General features: G+C 63.9%; 1 protein-coding gene. It reads right to left on the bottom strand.

Annotated features, from left to right (window positions below; all coding sequences use genetic code 11):
• Nucleotides 1-327: 327 nt before the first annotated feature.
• On the bottom strand, nt 328-1875 hold the full coding sequence (locus ACOVRJ_RS04025; RefSeq protein ID WP_422042610.1) for an integrase catalytic domain-containing protein: 1548 nt from the start codon (nt 1873-1875) through the stop codon (nt 328-330).
• Nucleotides 1876-1919 lie beyond the last annotated feature (44 nt).

Here is a 1919-nt window from a genome sequence, read left to right on the forward strand (position 1 = left end):
TTTGCAGCCAACGCAGCACCCCCAGCTTGGACTCCGGGTCGCACAGCCGGTTGATGGCTGGCGTCAACTATCCTGGCCGCCGTGTTGCCTCACCAGGGAATGTTACTGGCCAGGTTGTTGTCGCTCTGTGTTCATTCTTTGAATTTTCAATGCTCGGAGGCTGTGGGCATGTGGTCGAAGGCGGCGGCGGTGGGCAACGCAACCGCGTAGCGGCGCGTTGTCCACGGTCGCTGCCGGTGCGCCGCAGGCGCATCGTCCACATGTCCATGGCCTGCCGGGCGCGAAGCGCCCGGCCCCCGTCGGCGCCTGCGTTTTTGAACTGCCGCCTCAGGTTTCAGCCAGCTTGGCATCCTGCATGCGCAGCCGACCCAGAACCATGTCCTTCGCGCGCTCGGCCCGCCAGGCCTTTACCCGGCGTTGCAAGGTTCTGAGCTGTGTCTTGCTGGTATACATGTCGGGAATCACGGTGGCCAGCCGCTCCATCAACACCTTGGCCGAGACCGCCGGCTCGGCAAGCAGCCACCCCTCGACCACCGGCCACGCATCGGCGAAGGGATCCACCCGGGTCCTCCACCAGTGTTTGGCCTTGGGCTGTTTGCGATGTGTTGGCCGTGCTTCCCCGTCCTTCCACGCCGACGCCAGGCTGGCTACAAACTCGGTGATGGCCGGTGTGCCTGCCACCACGTCGGCGCTCGTACCGTGGGACGCTATGTCGCTCAGCGTCTGCTGAGCAAGCCGGATCTCTTGCAACAGCCGCACGGGGTCCAGGGTCAGGAAGTGAGCCTTCAATTTTTCCTTGATAGCTGGATCTACTTTGCTGTGGGCAAGGAGCCGATCACATGGCGTCGCCGGCTTGAAGTAGACCTTGTGCACGCGTGCACCGTCGCGCGTCTTCGACTTCAACTTGAACGAGGGCTGGAAAAAGTTGATGTACAGGCGTGATGACGCATACAACTTCGCGAGGGCCATCGTAGCGGCGGCCCCGCTCAGGCGCCCATAGCCAACCAGCCGCCGCACGATGGCGCCGTTCTTTTGCTCGACCCACGCCTGGTCGTTCTTCTTGTAAGCCCGCGAGCGTGTCTGCACCAGACCATGCCCCTTGCAGTAGTCGAAGACGCTCTGGCTCATGAAGGCGCTGTCGTTGTCCGAGTCCACGCCGAGCATGGGAAACGGCAGCTCGGCGGCCACCTTGTCGAACGCTTCGATCACCAGCATCTGCTCGCGCATCCGCAGGGCCACGCACTCGGTCCAGCCGGTGGCGATGTCGGTCAGCGTGAGGGTGTGGACGTAGTCACCATCCGCCTTGGGACCGCCGCAGTGCTCGACCATGTCGATCTCGAAGAACCCGGGCGGCGGATCGAGCCAGTCGGCGAAGGTGCGAACCGGGATGCTGCGACGGATCGCCGCGCCCACGCCCTTGCGCCGCTTGCGCTGCCCGTCGATGTGGGCTCGTGTGGCGGCCAGAACGCGGTCGATGGTTGCCGCACTGACCTGCAGGACCTTGGTCTTGATGACAGGATCCAGGTCGAGGTGCCCGTGCCGCTCCATGGCATCTACCAGCATGGGAATCAGCGCCTTCAGGCGCTTGCCGCACACCCGATCGGCAGCTTCCCACAACACCGTCAAGGCCTGTGCCACCGCCTCGTCGTATACCCGGTTGCGCAGTCGTACTTCGGTAGATTGGCTGAACTCGCCGCGCAGTACGCGGATCGCGTGCTTGCGGTGGTAGCAGGTCAGGGCCACGAACTCGTCGAGGATCCTGACTCGATCGCCGAGCGCCGCGCTGCGATATCGCAGCCGCAGTGCCTCGATCAATTCCTTGCGTGTCGCCATGCTGATTTGCCTCGTCACGTTGCGCTGTCCCCGCCGGCCCATCCGACGGGTAACAAGCTACGTGAGGCAACAGGTCAGCACGGGTA

Source organism: Roseateles sp., from assembly GCF_049240545.1.
In the GTDB taxonomy this organism is placed as follows: domain Bacteria; phylum Pseudomonadota; class Gammaproteobacteria; order Burkholderiales; family Burkholderiaceae_C; genus Paucibacter_A.